Source organism: Niallia sp. FSL R7-0648 (assembly GCF_038007005.1).
In the GTDB taxonomy this organism is placed as follows: Bacteria; Bacillota; Bacilli; order Bacillales; family Cytobacillaceae; genus Niallia; species Niallia circulans.
In genome coordinates this window covers 4,043,297-4,063,303 of sequence record NZ_JBBOWE010000001.1, presented here as the reverse complement: position 1 = coordinate 4,063,303, position 20,007 = coordinate 4,043,297, and the positions used below count along the sequence as shown (strand labels likewise).

15 protein-coding genes and 1 riboswitch are annotated in these 20,007 nt (G+C 35.6%); of the genes, 12 read left to right on the top strand and 3 right to left on the bottom strand.

Annotation, left to right across the window (positions count from 1 at the left end; all coding sequences use genetic code 11):
• Positions 1 to 19 precede the first annotated feature (19 nt).
• The 4 genes from NSQ89_RS19680 (at position 20) to NSQ89_RS19665 (ending at position 4,317) form a co-directional block, all read left to right on the top strand.
• Positions 20 to 1,663 carry a PTS transporter subunit IIBC gene (locus NSQ89_RS19680; protein WP_341133091.1) on the top strand — a complete coding sequence of 548 codons (1,644 nt, stop codon included), beginning with the start codon at positions 20 to 22 and terminating at the stop codon, positions 1,661 to 1,663.
• Positions 1,660 to 2,499 carry an endonuclease/exonuclease/phosphatase family protein gene (locus tag NSQ89_RS19675; RefSeq protein ID WP_341133090.1) on the top strand — a complete coding sequence of 280 codons (840 nt, stop codon included), beginning with the start codon at positions 1,660 to 1,662 and terminating at the stop codon, positions 2,497 to 2,499. Before NSQ89_RS19680 ends, NSQ89_RS19675 begins: the two co-directional genes overlap by 4 nt.
• A gap of 377 nt (positions 2,500 to 2,876) precedes the next feature.
• The gene (locus NSQ89_RS19670) at positions 2,877 to 3,380 is read left to right on the top strand and encodes an RNA polymerase sigma factor (RefSeq protein ID WP_249928542.1); all 504 of its coding nucleotides are present in this window, start codon (positions 2,877 to 2,879) and stop codon (positions 3,378 to 3,380) included.
• Positions 3,370 to 4,317: an anti sigma factor C-terminal domain-containing protein gene (locus NSQ89_RS19665; protein WP_341133089.1), complete on the top strand. Its 948-nt coding sequence runs from the start codon at positions 3,370 to 3,372 to the stop codon at positions 4,315 to 4,317. The genes NSQ89_RS19670 and NSQ89_RS19665 overlap by 11 nt, the downstream gene beginning before the upstream one ends.
• Before the next feature lie 73 nt (positions 4,318 to 4,390).
• On the opposite strand, the gene NSQ89_RS19660 is transcribed toward NSQ89_RS19665, so the two are convergent.
• Positions 4,391 to 4,966, bottom strand: coding sequence for a hypothetical protein (locus NSQ89_RS19660; RefSeq protein WP_341133088.1), 576 nt, complete (start codon positions 4,964 to 4,966; stop codon positions 4,391 to 4,393).
• A gap of 98 nt (positions 4,967 to 5,064) precedes the next feature.
• Here NSQ89_RS19660 and NSQ89_RS19655 point away from each other — a divergent pair, with 98 nt between their 5' ends.
• Complete coding sequence (locus NSQ89_RS19655) at positions 5,065 to 5,547, top strand: hypothetical protein (protein WP_123260389.1); 483 nt, start codon at positions 5,065 to 5,067, stop codon at positions 5,545 to 5,547.
• A gap of 128 nt (positions 5,548 to 5,675) precedes the next feature.
• Here the strand turns inward: NSQ89_RS19655 and guaD are convergent, their stop codons facing one another.
• Entirely contained in the window at positions 5,676 to 7,043 is a 1,368-nt protein-coding gene (guaD, locus tag NSQ89_RS19650; protein ID WP_341133087.1) for a guanine deaminase, read from the bottom strand.
• A 157-nt stretch (positions 7,044 to 7,200) separates the two neighbouring features.
• A riboswitch (purine riboswitch) is annotated at positions 7,201 to 7,302 on the top strand.
• A 183-nt stretch (positions 7,303 to 7,485) separates the two neighbouring features.
• Between guaD and NSQ89_RS19645 the strand changes: the two genes are divergently transcribed.
• The 3 genes from NSQ89_RS19645 (at position 7,486) to NSQ89_RS19635 (ending at position 10,664) form a co-directional block, all read left to right on the top strand.
• On the top strand, positions 7,486 to 8,844 hold the full coding sequence (locus NSQ89_RS19645; protein WP_341133086.1) for a uracil-xanthine permease family protein: 1,359 nt from the start codon (positions 7,486 to 7,488) through the stop codon (positions 8,842 to 8,844).
• A gap of 25 nt (positions 8,845 to 8,869) precedes the next feature.
• Complete coding sequence (locus tag NSQ89_RS19640) at positions 8,870 to 9,874, top strand: aromatic ring-hydroxylating dioxygenase subunit alpha (RefSeq protein ID WP_341133085.1); 1,005 nt, start codon at positions 8,870 to 8,872, stop codon at positions 9,872 to 9,874.
• 229 nt (positions 9,875 to 10,103) lie between these two features.
• On the top strand, positions 10,104 to 10,664 hold the full coding sequence (locus NSQ89_RS19635) for a transposase (protein WP_341133084.1): 561 nt from the start codon (positions 10,104 to 10,106) through the stop codon (positions 10,662 to 10,664).
• A 251-nt stretch (positions 10,665 to 10,915) separates the two neighbouring features.
• Here the strand turns inward: NSQ89_RS19635 and NSQ89_RS19630 are convergent, their stop codons facing one another.
• Positions 10,916 to 11,260 (bottom strand): hypothetical protein, encoded by a 345-nt coding sequence (locus NSQ89_RS19630; RefSeq protein WP_286167795.1) that lies wholly within the window; start codon positions 11,258 to 11,260, stop codon positions 10,916 to 10,918.
• 197 nt (positions 11,261 to 11,457) lie between these two features.
• Between NSQ89_RS19630 and NSQ89_RS19625 the strand changes: the two genes are divergently transcribed.
• The 4 genes from NSQ89_RS19625 to NSQ89_RS19610 all read left to right on the top strand — a co-directional run bounded on the left by NSQ89_RS19625 (position 11,458) and on the right by NSQ89_RS19610 (position 19,139).
• A complete protein-coding gene (locus tag NSQ89_RS19625; protein ID WP_163188021.1) occupies positions 11,458 to 11,706 on the top strand; it encodes a hypothetical protein in 249 nt (82 codons plus the stop codon).
• An 845-nt stretch (positions 11,707 to 12,551) separates the two neighbouring features.
• Positions 12,552 to 14,258 (top strand): NAD-dependent malic enzyme, encoded by a 1,707-nt coding sequence (locus tag NSQ89_RS19620; RefSeq protein WP_341133083.1) that lies wholly within the window; start codon positions 12,552 to 12,554, stop codon positions 14,256 to 14,258.
• Between the two features lie 81 nt (positions 14,259 to 14,339).
• Complete coding sequence (locus NSQ89_RS19615) at positions 14,340 to 15,287, top strand: AEC family transporter (protein WP_144545747.1); 948 nt, start codon at positions 14,340 to 14,342, stop codon at positions 15,285 to 15,287.
• 270 nt (positions 15,288 to 15,557) lie between these two features.
• Complete coding sequence (locus NSQ89_RS19610; protein ID WP_341133082.1) at positions 15,558 to 19,139, top strand: Ig-like domain-containing protein; 3,582 nt, start codon at positions 15,558 to 15,560, stop codon at positions 19,137 to 19,139.
• The last annotated feature ends 868 nt before the right edge of the window (positions 19,140 to 20,007 follow it).

The following is a 20,007-nucleotide window of genomic DNA, read 5'->3' as shown; positions in this document are numbered from 1 at the left end:
GGAATTAGGAGGGAATACAATGAAAAAGATGTTGTCATTTGAATTTTGGCAAAAATTCGGTAAAGCACTGATGGTAGTGGTAGCTGTTATGCCGGCAGCTGGTATCATGATTAGTTTAGGAAAGCTAATTGCCATGATTGATGCTTCTGTATTTATCACAATTGGAAGCGTTATAGAGAATATTGGTTGGGGTATTATCGGGAATTTACATATTTTATTTGCCTTAGCAATTGGTGGTTCGTGGGCTAAAGAAAAAGCTGGGGGAGCCTTTGCTGCTGGGATTGCCTTCTTATTAATTAATAGAATTACAGGCTCTATCTTTGGAGTTACAAATGAAATGCTGTCCGAAGAAGGAGCATTTACGCATACTTTATTTGGAACCAAAATTTTAGTAGATGGATATTTTACAAGTGTATTGGAAGCGCCTGCACTTAATATGGGTGTGTTCGTGGGGATTATCTCCGGTTTTATCGGAGCCATTGTCTATAATAAATATTATAATTTTAGAAAGCTGCCTGATGCACTTGCCTTCTTTAACGGAAAACGATTTGTACCGTTTGTGGTTATCTTCTGGTCTGTTATCGTTTCCTTGATTCTTGCAGTGATTTGGCCAACGATTCAAACAGGAATTAATCACTTTGGACTATGGATTGCGACCTCGAGTGAAAGCGCTCCAATCCTAGCACCTTTTATCTATGGTACGGCTGAACGTCTTCTTATTCCATTTGGTCTACACCATATGCTGACGATTCCAATTAACTATACTTCACTAGGTGGAACGTATACGATTATGTCTGGTGTAATGGCTGGTAAAGAAGTATTTGGACAAGATCCATTATGGTTAGCTTGGGCAAGTGATTTAGTGAATCTACAAAATGCTGGTGACACTGCGGCATATAATCAACTACTATCATCTGTTACTCCAGCCCGTTTCAAGGTAGGGCAAATGATTGGTGCGACAGCAATTTTGATGGGTGTTGCTGTTGCTATATACCGAAATGTAGATATGGATAAAAAGAAAAAATATAAATCAATGATCTTTTCTGCAGCTATCGCGGTCTTCCTAACAGGAGTTACAGAGCCTTTAGAATTCATGTTTATGTTTGCTGCACCAGTACTTTACGTTGTGTATGCTATTTTACAAGGATTAGCTTTTGCCTCTGCAGATATTGTCGATTTACGTCTCCATTCCTTTGGAAACTTGGAGCTGATTACACGCTTACCGATTGCTTTTAAAGCAGGGTTGGGAGGCGATGTTCTAAATTTTGTCATTGTATGTATTGTCTTCTTTGTAGTAAGCTATTTCATTGCGAATTTCATGATTAAGAAATTTAATTTTTCAACACCAGGTCGTAATGGTAACTATGAAAGTGATGCAGATTCTAACAATATAGAAGCTGGAAACGCTGGTCCTGCTAACAGCCAGGTCTTAGAAATTGTTGACTTATTAGGCGGAAAAGCTAATATTACCGATGTGGATGCCTGCATGACAAGACTGCGTGTCTCCGTAAAAGAGCTAGATAAAGTAGGCGATGAATCATCATGGAAAGCAGCTGGCGCAATGGGCTTAATTAAGAAGGATGGCGGTGTTCAGGCCATTTACGGTCCAAAAGCAGACATCTTGAAATCGGACATTAATGATTATTTGGAGCAAAGTGAATGAAATTATTAACATTAAATACCCATAGCTGGATAGAAGAAAGCCCTTTGGAAAAACTGGAAGCGATTAAGGAGCAATTGTTGGTAGATTCCTATGATGTTATTTCCTTGCAGGAAGTAAATCAATCAATGGATGCAGAGGAAGTGGAGGTGGATTCCTTTTTCATTGCCCCCAATCCAGATACAGTGATTAAAAAAGATAACTTTGCTTTTCTTCTCCAGCAGGAGCTGTTGAACAGTGGTCTTGAATATTATTGGAGCTGGGTTCCTAGTCATATTGGTTACGACCAATATGATGAGGGAATCGCCATTCTTACTCGATTTAAAGTAACAAATGCAAGAGGGATATTGTTGTCCCGCAATGATGATTATATAGACTATCATACAAGAAAAGCCTTGGAAGTTCGTTTTCAAGTAAATGAAAGAAACTATTTAGTGTACGGATTACACTTCTCTTGGTGGCAGGATGAAACCGAAAGCTATCCTTTCTTGTTTGAATGGAACAAACTTCTCGAAGCATGGGAAACGGAAGCGCAGACAGGCGGATGTATCTTGTTGATGGGCGATTTTAATAACCCTGCCCATATCGAGGAGGAAGGGTATAGCGCTGTTTCCAAGCACCCTTATTTAAAGGATGCTTTTCTAGATGCCACGCTTAAAAATGGCAGCCATACTGTGGAGAAGAGAATTGATGGCTGGGAGAATAATAGTGATCTTCTGCGGATTGATTATATCTTTGTTTCTTCTAATCTCTCTGTTTATTCATATGAAACGGTTTTTGATGGAAGAACAACGCCGGTTGTGTCTGATCATTTCGGGGTGAAGGTAGAGATAGGGTGACAGGCACCATAAAAAGACACTGTCTTTCTGTAGAGGACAAAAAACTCTTATGTAATATCATTTCATATGGATATTACATAAGAGTTTTTTATTTTATGGAAAAATCAATTTATACGATATTGTTATTGATTTGAATAAATTTTTCTTAAGCGTTGTATCAACTACTCTCGAGTTAAAAATGATCAAGGTGTTTTATGCTTGTTTGTTTATTGAATATTTGGTATTCACATTCCATGTAATCATGCGTTGCTTACTACTCTAGAATATTCTTGACAAACCAAATAATAGTCACTCTAAATTAAATTAAGTAAGCTTTTTTGCAAAAACTGTATACATTTTTTCTATTTAGTCGTCTTATAAACGAAAGGAGAAAAATTGTGCCTGATTTCGATTTGAATAAACTAAATGATGAAATGAATGTTGTATACAATTATCTAAGAAAATTAAAAATAACGCACATGGATGCACAAGATATAGTTCAAGAAACAACTTATAAATTTCTTTTGCACTATGACGCGATTAGGACATCTAATATAAGAAGCTGGCTAATTAGAGTTGCTTTGAATATTTTTTATGATCAATTGCGAAAGAATAAAAATATTGTCTTAACAGGATTTGAGGAAGATAGAATTATACCTAATTTTAGAGATTCCCCAGAAGATATTTTAATAAATAATGAAAACAAAGATAATGTGTATAAAACTCTTTCTAAAATAAAACCCAAGTATGGAGAGGTATTATTTTTAAAATATATTTTAGAATTAAAATATGATGAAATCGCAGTATTGTTGGATATGAATTTGAATACTGTTAAAACTTATTTAGCTCGGGCCAGAAAAGATTTTATAAGAGTAAATAGGAGGTTAGAACGTGAGCAATAAAGAAGATAAAATAAATTTTGTTTCAAACAAATCATTTGAACTTGCTGTTAAGAAGGCAAAAAGAAAACAAATAGCCAGAAATTTTTTAATAGGAATCATAAGCTCAGTTATCATCCTTTGTGCTGTATATGCAGGCTCTTCTTATATACTTAAAAAGCGTTTAGAGGATGATTATTTAGATATAATGTTTTCTCAAGTTAAAGGTGCTAATATCGGATGGACAAGGACAGTAAATTCATATAGTTTTCTTAATGCAAGAACTCACATCACTATAGAAAAGACACTCGGCGACAGAAATATTATCTGGAATTCACTTGAACGAGAAGTGACTTTAACCAGCAAAAAAGATATAAGTATGGATACATCTAAAAATACACAGTATAGTGAAACGTTAAAAAGACAGGTTAGTTATAATAAATACAATGGAGAAAGAGAGATTCAATTTTATTACCCACAAGGGAGAAATCTGCCTCAAGAATTGAATTTGCTTGAAAAATTTGATGAAAATACACTTGTAGAAATGGCTCTTTCCTTTAATCATTCATATTCTTTGGAGGATTTAGAAGGTATACTAGGATCTGATAATGTAAATTGGTTATGGGTAAATACTAATCCTAATCAAGGATACAATTCAAAAACAGATTCAAATAAATTTTTATCTGGGGATGCAGCTATAGGATTTTCAATCGATTCATCTGGTTTTAACGAAGCGGGTCAACTTTTTTTAGATAATTTAATATACCTAAGCAAAGAAGGTGATTATAAGAAAGCAACAAAAAAAATATTACTTAGTCTAAATGAAAATTCCCATCCTAATACATCTGATATACAAGTATTAGGAGCTGTTGTTACTGGAACTCCACAGCAATTAGCTAGATTTAAGGACCTTGATATCATAAGAGCTTCTACTCTTGGAGCAACAATAGACATATATTAGTACTTATAGATATACATTTAATCGAATTATAAAAGGGAGAGTAGAGGATTCCTTACTCCCTCTTTTATCTTTATTAATCATAAAAATATAAATTAACGCTATGTGTAGGTACTGTCATTTTTCTAATATAAAATTCAGCCTTTTTATTATCACCGTCGATCCAATTTCTAGCATTAATATCGATAACTTGAGTTGAACTTTTATTATATAACTTCCAAGTACCTACTAAATCATCGCCCCATCTGCCAGCATCTTCATATACTTTATACAACCAAGTAAAGCCGTTCCCTATGTATGGTTGTATTATTTCGATTCGAAAGTCACCGCCATTTGAGCGTACAATTTTTGAATCTTTAGTATTTATTACATCAGAAGTTATATAGTCCCACCCACCAGCACCATAGGTTGTGATTAGCGTAGGTATTTGTACGACTGGAACAGCATTTGATGGAGAAAGTATCTCGTTGCTTTGTGGATTAAGACCCTCATTCATATTCTCATTTTCGGTATATTCTTCTATACTATTAAATGAACCTAAGTCTAAAACTTCAGAGTCCCTTTTTACATTGTCATCAGCATATACTGATATACTACCTATGGATAATAATAAGAAAGGAATACAAAACAAAGTAAATAGTGTTTTTTTCAAATAAATCACCTCCTTAAATATAGTATACTATAAATCTATCAAAAATGGTTATTTTTACCTTTGGTAGAAATGTATGGATATGGATAGGTGGAAGGGGTATGGTTATGAATTTTCAGCAACAAAAAATACAAAATAAATATAGAAAAATGATAAAAGAAAATAAGCGAAAAAGAAGCCGAATTCTAGAAATCATCCTCCTATTGTTATTAATACTGCTGTCATTTAGGTTCCTTTTTCCAAATGTTCTTAATCATAACTACATCGAATCATACAATGAGGATGCTCGATGGCTAGTTGTAACTTCCGAAATTGAAAATAAACTAAAAATGTCATCCATTCATTATGAGAATGTATCATTAGAGGAGGATTCTCAACTAATTACTTATTATATAAAAACATCACTTTCTACTACCAATCGAGAAAAGAGTGCGGAACTAATTAATCAGACAAACAAAATAATTGTATCGAATAAGTTACCCTCCTTGTTAAAAGAAGATCAAAGATACGAAATTATTGTTTTAGGAAAAGAAAATGAAATACTTAAAAGTAAAGCATTTCAGAAACAAAGTTATCAGAAATAGAGTGATAAGTTAAAAAAAACAATCTCTCAGTGAAAAAAGAGATTGTTCTTTTTGGCAATTTTTCTTCCAAACTAAATTTAATCAAACGTTTGATTGAATTAGGTTTTTTCTTTGTTTTAATAAGGTTCTCAAGAACGGGAGTGAACTTTCTCTCCTTGAACCCAAACTTCCGAGATATTATCTGGGCGTACGAGATAGAGGATCTTTTGGAAAATATCATCTAAATCTTCTGCTTCAGAGAAAATCGGCAGTTTTGCAGTTGGTGTTTTTGTATCAATGATTTGTACATCCCAAGTGTAGTTTTCTTGTAAACGTCCGATTGGCAGACTTAAGCTTTCACCCCCGCCGGCAGTTGCTAGATAAAAGGCTTCATGAATAGAAATTCGGGAATCTGGTACGCCTCTTTCCTCTGCGGGAAGAGCTGGATTTACGCCATCTTCTAGCATTCTCGAGGAAACAACGGCTTGCTTCGCATTATCATACAGACTTGGAGTGGCACCAGCGGAAATATCTGTACCGAGTCCGATATCAATTCCCATTGATTGAAATCTTTTTATGGGCAGTACGCTATTGGCGAAGTAGGCGTTGGATAGCGGGCAATGGCTGATGGCTGTACCAGTTTCCGCAAATAATGCGGCATCGTTGTCATCTAAGAAGTTACAATGAGCCATCACAGATTTGTCGCCTAATAATCCAAAATCATGGAGAGCGAATGCGTCATGCTTACCCAAGCGTTCTTTTACATAACCATGAGCCCAGTCACTTTCACTGCAATGGGACTGAATATGGGTATCATATTTTGCTGCCAATTCGCCAAGTCCCTTAAGGGCTTCGTCTGAGCAGCTTGGAATAAATCGAGGTGTAACAACAGGATAAACACCTTGTTTCGCCTCTTTGGCTAACTCTTTCACGGCTAAAATAAATGACTCTGTATCAGCTAGAGCTGTTTTTGTATCAGCATCTCGGTAATAGGATGGGTTTTGTTCTGGATCATCCATGACGACCTTGCCTACTAAACCTCTTTGCCCTTTTTCTGCACAGATTTTTGCCAATAACAAACTCGCCTCTTTGTGGACAGTCGCGAAATAAAGAACGGTTGTTGTTCCATTTGCGAGCAAGGTGCTTACTAAGTCTTCATATACTGTTGTGGCAAAGGATAAATCTGCATACTTCGCTTCTAATGGAAATGTATAGGTATGCAGCCAATCGTATAGTGGAATATCTAAAGCTGTACCCGACTGTGCCCATTGCGGTGCATGAACATGCAAGTCTACAAAACCAGGTAAGAAATATTGCCCCTCTGCTAAACGGTGGAAGTTAGCTTGTCCTTCATAAGTCTCTAACAAGGCTGGATATTCGGCCTGTTCCGGTCCGATCATTTTTTTTATCATTCCATTGGTATCGATAAAGAATAAATAGTCTTTCAATATAGTTACTTTTTTGGGAGATTCACTAGAAAAAGCAGTTCCGTGAAAAATATGCGTATAATTGTTCATAAACACCTTCCTAATGTTCGTGTTTTGTGTTAATATAGTCATTGTAGCAAGTTGATAATTGCTAGTAAATAAAAAATTTTATTGCGTATTTTAAAAAATGAAGTGAATGTTGAAGGTGGGCTTGAGCATTGCAAATGTTTCAGGTTGCTATAATATTCAAAAATAAATAGTGTATTTTCATATAATCGTAGGGATATGGCCTACAAGTTTCTACCTGTTTACCGTAAATAAACTGACTATGAAAAGCAGAGATAAAATGGACATTTACGTCCCTTTATAGGGAGATGTCTATTCTTGTCATACTTTGATTATAAAGGGCTCGAAGTGCATGCTTTTCTTTTGTTAAGGAAGGTATGTACTTCGAGCTTTTCTGTTCGGTGAATTTGCTCGTTAATGAAGAAACAAGGATTATATGAAGGTATCATCAACAGGGGGTACTGGGATGGAGAATATGGCAAAAGATTTGGAAGCAAAGGGGAATATACAGAAAGGAAAAGAAGAAATTACCGTTGGCAAATCGATTTTTCTAGGAGTACAGCAAATATTAGCGATGGATTTGTTTATCCCGCCGATTATCTTGGCAGGCTTATTGTCCTTTTCCGTATCGGATAGTGCATTGCTGATCCAAATGACCTTTATCGCATGTGGAATTGCAACGATTATTCAAGCAGGCTTTGCAATGAAGCTTCCTGTTATGCAAGGACCTTCCTTTGTGCCATTAAGTGCACTTGCAGCAATTGGAACGACATCAGGAATTGGAACAATGATAGGCAGCTTAATACCTGGTGCTTTAATTATTGCCTTGCTTGGTTATCCGCTTAAACTCTATAGCAAAGTGGTTAGAAAAGTCATTCCGCCGATTGTTGCTGGGACTGTTATTGTGGTTGTAGGGATTTCTTTAATGCCGAGTGCGATTAATTCTATTTATACAGCAGAAGGTAGTTTTGGCGAAAATATCTTGGTTGCGACCGTTACAGCGGCCGTATTGATTTTCTGTATGTACGTAGGGGAAAAGGCTAAATCTAAATGGAAATATATAAAAGTAGTATCGGTTATCTTAGCACTAGGATTAGGCTCACTTGTTGCCTCTTTCTTCGGTTTAGTTAGCTTTGCCTCATTAGAAAATGCAAGCTGGTTTCAAATGCCAAGCCTATTTGCATTTGGAGCGCCACAATTCAATGTTCATGCCATCCTTGTCATGATTGTAGTTTACTTAATTGTCACTATTGAAACGACGGGAACATGGTTTACTGTAAGCAATGTAACGGGCGAAGAGCTTAATGACAAACGTTTAAATGGCGGCGCATTTGGAGAAGGGTTAGGCTGTTTTGTCGGTTCTTTTTTTGGGGGAACACCAGTAACAGGCTATTCCTCTAATGCTGGTATTATTGCGATTACGGGAGTAAAGAGCCGTAAGCCAATTATTATGGGGGGAATTATTTTAGTTATTCTAGGAATGATGCCAAAGCTGACGAGTTTGATTGCTTGCATCCCTAGTGTGGTGATTAATAGTGTATTTGCGATTTTATGCGTAATCATTATGATGAATGGATTTAAAGTCGTGAAAGGATTGGAATTTACGGAGAGAAATATGATCGTTATTGGAGTTCCAATTATGCTTGCTTTATTTGCTGTGTTAATGCCGGCAAATGTGTTAAATGGGCTTCCTGAAATTGTTACTTATTTTGTATCTTCAGGGACAGCTATAGGAGCCATTGCTGCATTAATTCTTAATCTAGTTCTGCCGCAAAAACAAGCAGAGCGTTTAAACACAAACAAGCCAACGGTAAATGTTAACTAAAAATAGGAACAGGAGAGGCGCGATTATGCAACAAGATAGACTATGGAATGAATGGCATCCAGTATGTAAAGCAGAGGAATTGCTGGAGGATCCGAAACAAGTATTTGTGCTTGGGGAAAGAGTAGCCATTTTTCGAAATGAGAAAGGCGTTCATGCTTTTAAAGATTTATGTATTCATAGAGGAGCGGCGCTTTCGCTTGGTAAGGTGAAAAACGGAAATTTAGTTTGTGCATACCATGCTTGGGAATACGATTGTGCAGGAGCATGTGTCAAGATACCGGCATTGCCAAATGGACGAGCTATTCCAAGAAAAGCGAAAGCAACTGTTTATCATTGTGAGGAATATCTTGGACTTATTTGGGTGAATCTGGGGGACGATCCAGCACCGCTTATTTCTTATCCTGAATATAGTACAGAAGGATATCGAACAGCAATATGTGGTCCTTATGAGGTAAAAGCAAATGCACCGCGAATCATTGAAAACTTCCTTGATGTTTCTCATCTTATGTTTGTTCATGAAGGCTTGCTTGGGGATGAGGACCATGCGGAAGTGGTCGATTATAAAGTGGATTTTATTGATAACCGTTTTATTACAAGCAAAATTCCTGTCTACCAGCCCAATCCAGATGGACGCTCAAAAGGTGGATATGCCAATTATGTGTATGAAATTCTAAATCCAACAACTGCTCGTTTCACGAAAACAACAGATGGATCAGAAGACGCGTTGACGATTTTGCTTGTCGTCAATCAAGAAGATAACGAACAGTCGAAAGCCTTTATGCTGCTAACAAGAAACTATGATTTAGATAAACCAGATGAACCATTTATCGAATTCCAGGATAAAATCTTTTATCAAGATTTAGATATTGTTCAAAGCCAAAAGCCGGAATTATTGCCATTGGATCTACAGGCGGAATTGCATCTTAAGTCAGACGCTTTGACGATCAGCTACCGTAGATGGCTGCAGGAACTAGGGGTGGAGAATGGAACAACTCCTGGTGACAGGCACCACAAAAAGACAAAAATCTAATTCTGTCTCTCTCTGGAGGACAAAAGGGAAAAGGGATCATTTTTTGGTTCCTTTTCCTATTTTTTTGGACAAAAAATGGAGGGATTTTGTTTGGGAGGTAGAATGTAATATTTTAAGCTGCCTCTTTTTATCTTATTCCTAGGATACAGTTATAAGTCCCTTTGCTAATCTCCCTCAGTTTCATCCTTCATAATATGCAATCAAATTTCATAAAAAAGGAGGTTGTTCGTTGCCTAGAAAAAAGCGTGTTTGGTATCCTGGTGCTAGTTATCATATTACGAGTCGAGGTATTCGCCGGACTTCTTTATTTTTGGACGAGGAAGATCGTAAAAAGTATCTGCGATTGTTGACAGAAGTAATGGAGGAAAAGCCATTTATTCTGCAAACCTATTGTTTGATGACAAATCACATCCATCTTCAAATAAAAACCCTTCAACATTCTCCAAGTGACATTATAAGATCTCTCCATTTTAATTACGCGATATATTTCAATAAGAAATACGATTTTACAGGGCATGTGTTTGAAAGTCGTTATGGCTCTGAGTTGATCACTTCTGCTCAATATGAATTAGAAGTAAATCGGTACATTCATCTAAATCCAATTCGAGCTGGTATGGTAGAAAGCTTGGAAGAATATCCTTGGAGCAGTTATTTTGACTATATAGAGACCAAGGAGGGAAGCTTGGTAAATTCAGAACGGATTTTTGCTTATTTCCCCGACCCAAAAATCGAGAAATATCTTCAATTTTTACATGCGAGAGGAAAAGAATCTGATCAATATCCAATCTAAGTTTGCATTACTAGCTTTAGGACAGTTGAATAAGTTGTTCTTAATTAAAGAGTTTTTTCACCAAGGTTTTACGTTTTTTGCTTTACTGTAAAACTATCAATTGAAAATCTCTGTTCACTTGCATGAGCTTTATAGCTTATACTAAAGAACAAAAGAAATATTAATAATCCTAATGCCTTTTTCAATAATCAAACCTCCAAATATTTGTATTTCTCCTGAAAAATAACACTTTACAACAAAATTCTTATATCTTATTTTACTTTTTCGATGGCTATTATATCTGTTGTGGAAGTCAATATGATTTGATGCTCTCCGTTGCTATAATAAGTCGACGCTCCCACTTGTTCTTCTTTTTTCCAGCCATTTGATTTTATGACTTTTACATATCTAAAGGGAATACCATGTTCTTCTGATGCATTTGGCCATTTATAAGTTTTTGAAGTTTCAGTTTCTTTTATAATTTCAGCATTTCTAGGAACTGGGAAGTCATAAAAATCTTTTGAAGGTGGAAATGGAAAATAGATAAAAAAATAATAGCATCCTCCTATTAACAGAATAGTTAAAGCAAATGTCAGAAATAATTTTTTCCTCAACATACTTCCTCTCTCCAAAGTACTTATTTTAAAATCTAATATACATATTTATCTATAATATTAACAAACCTACTATTTATCTATGTTAGTTGGAAGAAATTTTTTTGCTTAATCAGTGGCTATACCTCCTATTATTTTTGATAAAATACTAGATAAATAGAATTATAATACTTTTATACCAAAAAATGGATATTTTATGTGTGAAATTCCTAAATTTTACAATAACTGTCCCCAATGAGTTTAATTTTTTCTTATATTATTATAATTGGATTGATAAAAAAAGAATTTGCTCAATAAAAAATATTATTGAGCAATGGAACCTATATTTTGAACGATTACTTAATAATGGTGAGTATATTCAATATATAGAAGTGGAAAATTCACTTGCGGAAGAAGTAATCAGTATAATTCATGGTGGTATCATCAATCTTCCATTGGGAATTATCTAATAATTGAAAAAGCTATTTTCTATCATAAAAAATCAACCTGATAAGGTCTATTTTAAATATTGAAAGTTATCCTTATTTATTGATTATGATTCAATTCCTAATGAATTTAGAGTAAATAATAGTGATTTTTATTTTATTTCACAAAATAGTATATTAAATCTCTAAAAAAAGTAGAGTGAGATTATCATTAAGCTCAATAATATAACATTAGTGCACTTTATTAACATTTAATCTATAGAATAAATATAGTTAATGTTTGTTACCATGGACAAAGGTAATATATAGATTTTTTTTCAATGATCTTGGATAGAGTTCAATTATTTTCTCAACAAAAGTTTAAGGAAGAAAACAGTCTTCATCAGGAGGCTGTTTTTTATAAAATTTTCAGCCGATAATGAAGCTTCTAAATTTTACCTAGTTATCCTAATAAAGGGTAAAGAGTAAGCAGGAGGTAAGACCAAAAAAACAAGGGTGCTAGATCGTTTCCACTAAAGATAAATGACTTAATTATTTTTTCTATGATGATAAAGCGGTACCATCTACGCTGCTACTAAAATCCTCATCTTTTCCGTAAACTTTTGTCTAAATCAATTCCTTGACAAGCATTTTTAGCAGGCGTATATTTGGTTACGAATTATAACTAGGGTAGAAAAAATTATTAAAAAAATAAGAATGACCTATAGATTAATGGAGAGAAAGGGGGACAAAGAAGTAGTTTAACTATAGGAAGGAACGAGGCTTAGAGAGAACTTCGTAAGGAAAAGAAGTGTCGGAATTTATCTCGAATTAAAGATATATCAATTTGAGAATTTCTGTTAACTTAAAAAAGAAAGAAGGAGCAAGACATGGCAATAGGTACAATTAGTAAACAAGATGTTATTCAAACAAATTTAAAAGGAAAACAGCTCTTATTAAATCCATTTCTTAATAAAGGCGTAGCCTTTTCGAAAGAAGAACGTCAAGAGCTTGGTTTAAATGGTTTATTACCAACTCAAATTCTAACATTAGAAGAACAAGCTAAACGTATTTACGAACAATTTCCTGCCCAAACAAGTGATTTACGTAAAAACGGTCTTTTATATGATTTGTATAATCGAAACGTCGTTCTATTTTATAAAGTACTTCAGGATAACCTGAACGAAATGCTGCCCATTATTTACACTCCTACTGTTGGAGAAGTAATTCAAAAGTACTCTCATGAATATCATATTCCTGGTGGATTATACTTATCTATCGATAATATGGAGAACATGGAAGAAGCTTATAACAATTTAAATATTCCTAGTGATGGAATTGATTTAATAGTAGTAACCGATTCAGAAAGTATTCTTGGTATTGGAGATCAGGGTGTCGGTGGTATTAATATTGCGATCGGTAAACTAGCTGTTTATACGGCAGCGGCTGGCATAGATCCTAGTAGAGTGCTTCCAATTGTGTTGGATGTGGGAACAAACAACGAAGCTTTAATTCAAGATCCATTATATCTTGGTAACAAATTTAGTCGTGTTCGTGGCAAAAACTATGATCAGTTTATTGAGCGATTCGTGGACAATGCATTGAAGGCTTTTCCAGATGTTCTCCTTCATTGGGAAGACCTTGGAAATGTAAATGCTCGTGCAATCATGGATAAATATGGTGATAAAATTCTTACTTTCAATGATGATATCCAAGGAACAGGTGCTGTTACTTTGGCGGCTATCATGTCTGCTTTAAAAGTTACGAAAGAGTCTCTTTCTGATCAGCGAATTGTTATCTTTGGGCCAGGTGCTGCAGGCATTGGGAATGCAGATCAAATGGTAGAAACAATGGTATTAGAGGGAGTTCCAAGAGAAGAAGCGTATAACCGCTTTTGGCCTATTGACTTCCGTGGATTATTAACAGACGAAACTCCAGATGTTGTTTCTTTCCAACAACCATATATTCGTTCTGCAAAAGAAGTAGAGGATTGGGAAAGAAATGAGGTAAATATTATTCCGCTTTTAGAAGTGATTAGAAAAGTAAAACCGACTATTCTTATCGGTACATCTGGACAAGCAGGTGCTTTCTCGGAAGAAGTGGTAAAAGAGATGGCTAAACATGTTGAACGTCCGATTATCATGCCAATGTCTAATCCGACTCCATTAGCAGAAGCTACACCAGAAGACATTATTAAATGGACAGATGGAAAAGCATTAATTGCTACTGGTAGTCCATTTAAAGACGTGGAATATAACGGTGTCACATATGAAATTGGCCAATCAAATAACGCATTTGTATTTCCAGGATTAGGGTTAGGAGCAATTATTGCAAAAGCTGCCATTATTTCAAAAGGAATGTTTGCAGCATCTGCAAATGCCGTTGCGTCTTTATCTAATAGCAGCTCGCTTGGGGCATCTATTCTTCCTTCTATTGATAAATTACAAGAGGTATCTAAAGCTGTAGCTATGGCAGTAGCGGAAGCTGCGATCAAAGAAGGAATTGCGCACGCGGAAATAGAGAATCTAGAACAAGCGCTTAATGATTATATGTGGAAGCCGGATTATAAAACAATAACATTAAAACAAGACAATTAAATAAATGGAATCGTCTTGCAATCACTGAAAGACGGTTCCTACATCTTAGAAACGAACAAAGGGAAAGTGAAGTGAACTACCATGTCTCTTGGACATATATTTTTAGTATTAATCCCCATCTTTTTTACCATTATTTTAGGATATTTAGGTGGCTATTTAAACATATTTAATGCTGATTCCTCAAAAGGTCTCAATACATTAGTAACAAAATTTGCACTGCCTGCGCATTTATTTATTGGAATTACAACCACATCGAAGCAAACATTAATCGATCAATGGCCGTTCTTCTTAAATATGTTTCTTGGTATTATTGGTTTTTATGTCATATTACTAGTTATTATGAAGTTTATTTTTAAATATGATGTTACAAAAGCTTCGATGTTCTCGTTAAATTCTACGCAGCCAGCATTTGCCTTTATGGGAATTTCTGTGCTTGGTAGTTTATTCGGACAACAAGAAGTAGCTATTCCTATTGCGATTACAGGAATTGTAGTTAATGCCATCTTAGATCCTTTAGCAACAATTGTTGGGAATATTGGAGAAAGCAATAAAGGGAAAACAAAGGATGAGAAGGGAAGCACACTAGGTATTATTTTGCATGGATTAAGTGAACCACTTGCTTGTATTCCATTACTAGCAGTTGTATTGACACTCTTTGGTTTTCACTCACCAGAAATAATACAAAGTGCGCTTAATCAAATTGGCTCCGTAACGTCTGGCGTTGCTTTATTTGCGGTAGGGGTAACCGTAGGTATACGCAAAATTAATTTCCAAGGAGTTGCTTTTGGTATTTCGCTATTAAAAGTAATAGTGCTTCCATTATTTATGATATTGGTCGCTCATCTAGTAGGGTTAAGCCATGCCGATACCGTAAAAGCTATTTTATTAGTAGCATTTCCAGGATCAGCCGTTGCAGCGATGATTTCAACTAGATTTGATTCATTAACAACGGAAACAGCATCATCTTTTGTGATAAGCACTATATTATCATTAATTACATTACCAATCTTTATAACCTGGTTGATTTAAAAGAAGAAAAGGAAGCAGAAGGGGATCTTACTGCTTCCTTTTCTTCTTTTAATGGTGACAGGCACCACAAAAAGACATTCTATCAATTTTGTCCATCTGAGAAGTACAAAACTATGCATTTAAGGAGTTTCCAATCATATGGAGGCTCTTTTTCTGCTTTTGATTAAATAAATAGAATCTTTATTACTATAAATATAGAAAAATATGGATTATATTCCTAATATATAGAAGGAAATAGGTAAATATAGTATGATAGCAACGGAGGGGAAAATGATGAAAAAAAGTAGAAAGATAATATCTATTTTTATGGCGTTGCTATTAGCTTTTGGTTTATCATCAAATGTTTTAGCAAACAGTAATGAAATGCAGCAATCATCTTTAAAGAATGGACAGATTCAAACAAGCATTACTAAGCAGGAGAATCTTCGTAAGAATAATAAGGGGAATCAGAATTATTTGAATCCTAATGACTATCCATTAATTAAACAAGGTAGTTTTATTGACTCGTTGGTTGATAGTGTGGGAAGCACGCACTTGCTTACATATTCTTCTACTACCGAATATACGGACTCGAAAATGGAAGTCTCCCTTAAGATAGAAAACGACGATTATTACAAAGACCCTTATTTGGATGTGAATTTTTACACAGCTAACAATGGAGAAATAGCTTATATAGGTACTTCCACTAGCTATTTGGGATCATATTCAGGGGTTGTATCTTTAGGAATAACTTTGGATAAATCACTGTATCAGGAAGATCCATATATTTATATGAGAATTGGTACATATAGTAGTAATGATGATAGCTATTACTCAGATTCCACTTATTTCAAAGTAGTGAATCCTTTTTATAATGGGGCCTCAGAACCGCCCGATGGTCGTTACTTTGAGTTAATTAGTAATGAATCCCCTGATGAAAATAACTATGAATCTACTGGTTATTTTCAAATAAACAATGAGGAGTATAGCTTTAATAAGAAGATGGATCAAGATGCTTACAAACTGGACTTTGTAAAACCGTTTGATCCAGAAACAAGTGATAGTAGAAAGCTCAACAAAAATATGCGCTCCATTCAAAAAAGCTATCAGGTTGGGGCAAATAAGAGCTTTTGGGTAACAAATGTAGAAACAAATCAAGATTATCAGTTAACTGCAAGCCTGCTTTACAGTGGGAAACATGCGAATGTCTGGGTTCATAATAACCAGCTTTCTAAACAGCAGGCGGAACAATTAGGGAAAGAATTCGATGATAAAATTTATACATCAGATGTCACGAATTTTGGAAATGAATCAGATGTGGATGGGGATGGAAAGGTAAATATTTTAACCTATGATATACAGGATGGCTTTAGTGGCAGCGGCGGTTATGTTGCAGGATACTTTTCACCGCAAGATCTGTATGCTTACTCTACATCCAATCGCTCAGAAATCTTTTATATCGATACCTATCCGCTCATGGGAATGTATTCGTCAAAAGATGTGTCTGCGGCCTATTCTACTCTTGCCCATGAATTTGAGCATATGATTAACTATAATCAAAAAGTATTTGTTCAAGGCGAGACTAGTATGGATGTCTGGATGGATGAGGGATTAGCGATGGCTGCCGAGCAAATCTATCTAGGAGAAGCACTTCAAAGCAGAATTGATTATTATAACAGTGCTTCAAGCATAACAAATGGACACTCCCTAATCTATTGGGATTATTATGGCGATACGTTAGCCAACTATTCCTTATCTTATTTATTTATGCAATATGTGAAAGAGCAAGCAGGACAAGGAAATCAGATTTTTAAGCAAATCATTAACAATAAGAACTCAAATTATCTTGCTATAGAAGAAGTCATGCAAAAATATACTTCTAACATTACATTTGGCCAATTGATGACAAACTTTAGAGGAGCACTCACATTAAAAGAAGATTCAGGTCCTTATGGCTTTAAAGGAAATGCCTCATTTGATTCAATTAAAGAAAAGCTATACAACGGCAATTACACATACTTACAGGGTGGCGGAGCAATCGTTAAAGCGATTCAATCTGAAAAGGAATTTACGGTACCGGCAAGTAAGGGGCAAAACATTACGTATACTCTTTTAACAAAGAAAGACGCAGCGATTGTGAAACCTGCAACACCTAGTGTAACTGAAATAGGAGATTCTGATCTTGTAGTGAGAGGCAAGGCGGATAAGAATACTGCCATAGTCATCGCGAAAAATAAATCGGTATTAGCAACGGGCTATTCCGATTCTAATGGTTCCTTTGCTGTTTCTATCCCGCGCCAAGCAGCAGGCACCAAGCTAGTTGTTTACGCAGAGAGAAATGGAGTGAAGAGTGAAGAGACAACCGTTACAGTCAAGGACAAAACGGCCCCACCATTACCAAAGGTGAATAGTGTCAGTGATTCTGCAACAGTTGTTACAGGTACAGTAGAGGCGAAGGCAAAAGTTACGGTGAAAGCTGGTTCCACAATATTAGGGCAAGCAATGGCTGATGAAAAAGGTGCTTTCCAAGTAAAGATTGTTAAACAAAAGGCGGGTACGAAGCTAATAATCTATGCAGAAGATGCGGCGAAAAATAAAAGTAAAGAAGTAGTAGTAAAAGTAGTAGACAAAACGGCTCCTGTTATTTCGAAGGTTAATCCTGTTGGTGATACGGCGACCTCGGTAACAGGGATAACAGAAGCAAAAGCAATAGTAACCGTAAAAGCAGGCAGCAAAATTTTAGGAAAAGCGACAGCAGATACAAAGGGTGCTTTCCAAGTAAAGATTGTTAAACAAAAGGCGGGTACGAAGCTAATAATCTATGCAGAAGATGCGGCGAAAAATAAAAGTAAAGAAGTAGTAGTAAAAGTAGTAGACAAAACGGCTCCTGTTATTTCGAAGGTTAATCCTGTTGGTGATACGGCGACCTCGGTAACAGGGATAACAGAAGCAAAAGCAATAGTAACCGTAAAAGCAGGCAGCAAAATTTTAGGAAAAGCGACAGCAGATACAAAGGGTGCTTTCCAAGTAAAGATTGCTAAACAAAAGCTTGGCACTAAGCTAACAGTCTATGCAGAAGATGCAGTGAAAAATAAAAGTAAAGAAGTAGTGGTAAAAGTAGTAGACAAAACGGCTCCTTCTTTATCAAAAGTAAATAGCGTAAGCGACTCTGCAACAGCGGTAACAGGTAAAACAGAAGCAAAAGCAACAGTAACCGTAAAAGCAGGCAGCAAGACATTAGGGAAAGCAGCAGCGGATGCAAAAGGGACGTTTAAAGTGAAAATTGCGAAGCAAAAGGCAGGCACTAAGCTAACAGTCTATGCAGAAGATGCAGCGAAAAATAAGAGTAAAGAAGTAGTGGTAAAAGTAGTAGACAAAACGGCTCCTTCTTTATCAAAAGTAAATAGTGTAAGCGATTCGGCAACAGCGGTAACAGGTAAAACAGAAGCAAAAGCAACAGTAACCGTAAAAGCAGGCAGCAAGACATTAGGGAAAGCAGCAGCGGATGCAAAAGGGACGTTTAAAGTGAAAATTGCAAAGCAAAAGGCAGGCACTAAGCTAACAGTCTATGCAGAAGATGCAGCAAAAAATAAAAGTAAAGAGGTAGTGGTAAAAGTAGCGGATAAGACGGCCCCAGCCAAGCCGACTGCAAGCACCGTTACAACGAAATCTACTAGCATTTCTGGAAAAGCAGAAAAGAATGCAACCGTATATGTCTATAAAGGAAAAAGCAAGCTAGGGAAAAGTGTAGCTGGAAAAAATGGTACCTATAAAATTACTATAAAAAAACAAAAGAAGCATACCGTTTTAACTATTTATGCACAAGATAAAGCGGGAAATAAGAGTAAAAAAAGAGAGCTAAAAGTGAAATAGAGACAGGATCTGCACCTTCCCGCGTGGAAGGTGCTTTTGCTTGTGGGAACTACTTTGAAACCGAGAGCTTTCTCAGGTAATTAATAGTTCATTATTACAGCATTTCGATGGTTTACTAAACGACAGCTCCTACCTCTAAAGAAAATGGTAAGATAATATTAACTAGGAAAGGAAGGGGACTCATCATGTTTCCCTAAAAGATGAAGGATTTGAATATAGTAAGACAAAACTAAAAACAGAAGTAATCAATATACATAATTTAGAAGAAGGCTTTCCTCAATTAAATTACGATTAAGATTCACATTTGACTTTGGCTCGGGAACATTTTCTCATGAGGTAACTTGGTCTAACCCTGGTATAGAAACAGCGCGTCTCAATTGGAAAATCTCCATCTTTCTGGAGAAACTTCAGCCATTGAACCCGACATTTCATTTAGCTATCAAAAGATGGAGGGAAATTTATATACATTATAAATTCATTTTGATAATGGAATGATTCATACAAACATGGGAACAGACTCAGGGATTAGTCTTAGATTAATAGTTAATAGACAGTCTTTAATAAAGTTGGGAATGCAGCTAACCAAACTATTACACCATACATAATAATTTATCATAGTTAAGTATAAAAATTCTTCCCCTCATCTCCATTCTAGATGAAGATATTATTGCATGACTCATAATATGTCATAATATCTGAAAATAAAAAATATTGTCATATTTTCTGACAATATCATAGATTTCCAAAAAAGTTAATAGTATTATACGTTTATGCTACTTAATTTTGAAACATCGTTCCGTTCAGTGAAACACTGCCGGTAGAAAGACATACAAGGGTTATTTTGGGGAGAGGAGAAGGGGAACAGGTT

Bases quoted from the DNA above. Each gene is read 5' to 3' on its own strand.
- NSQ89_RS19680 (WP_341133091.1), top strand. From the start codon at position 20: ATGAAAAAGATGTTGTCATTTGAATTTTGGCAAAAATTCGGTAAAGCA.
- NSQ89_RS19675 (WP_341133090.1), top strand. From the start codon at position 1,660: ATGAAATTATTAACATTAAATACCCATAGCTGGATAGAAGAAAGCCCT.
- NSQ89_RS19655 (WP_123260389.1), top strand. From the start codon at position 5,065: ATGGTTATGAATTTTCAGCAACAAAAAATACAAAATAAATATAGAAAA.
- guaD (WP_341133087.1), bottom strand. From the start codon at position 7,043: ATGAACAATTATACGCATATTTTTCACGGAACTGCTTTTTCTAGTGAA.
- NSQ89_RS19645 (WP_341133086.1), top strand. From the start codon at position 7,486: ATGGAGAATATGGCAAAAGATTTGGAAGCAAAGGGGAATATACAGAAA.
- NSQ89_RS19640 (WP_341133085.1), top strand. From the start codon at position 8,870: ATGCAACAAGATAGACTATGGAATGAATGGCATCCAGTATGTAAAGCA.
- NSQ89_RS19630 (WP_286167795.1), bottom strand. From the start codon at position 11,260: ATGTTGAGGAAAAAATTATTTCTGACATTTGCTTTAACTATTCTGTTA.
- NSQ89_RS19620 (WP_341133083.1), top strand. From the start codon at position 12,552: ATGGCAATAGGTACAATTAGTAAACAAGATGTTATTCAAACAAATTTA.
- NSQ89_RS19615 (WP_144545747.1), top strand. From the start codon at position 14,340: ATGTCTCTTGGACATATATTTTTAGTATTAATCCCCATCTTTTTTACC.
- NSQ89_RS19610 (WP_341133082.1), top strand. From the start codon at position 15,558: ATGATGAAAAAAAGTAGAAAGATAATATCTATTTTTATGGCGTTGCTA.